The organism is Streptomyces noursei, from assembly GCF_001646665.1.
Classification (GTDB): domain Bacteria; phylum Actinomycetota; class Actinomycetes; order Streptomycetales; family Streptomycetaceae; genus Streptomyces; species Streptomyces lavendulocolor.
Map to the genome: position 1 here is coordinate 1 of NZ_LWBU01000099.1, position 250 is coordinate 250.

The 250-nt window shown below is 87.2% G+C and carries 1 pseudogene; it reads right to left on the reverse strand.

What is annotated here, in order from left to right:
- A pseudogene (locus A4V12_RS38460) lies at positions 1-250 on the reverse strand (hypothetical protein); the annotation flags it as partial.

The window sequence follows — 250 nt, forward strand, 5'->3', positions numbered from 1 at the left end:
GGCCGGGGGGGGGGGCGGCACGAGGGGCGGCGGCCCCCGTTCGGGCGGGCCGTCCGGGGGGGCGGCGTCCGCGCCCGGCGTGCCGGCCGCGGCGCGGGCGACGGGCGGGGCGGACAGCAGCTCGCCGAGGGAGCCGGAGCGGGGCGGCAGGGCGGGGGACAGGCCGCCGCCGTCGTCGGAGGAACCGCACCCGGGCACCCGGCCGGCACCCGGCCCGCCGTCGTGGGCGGAGACCGCCGCCACAGCCGGG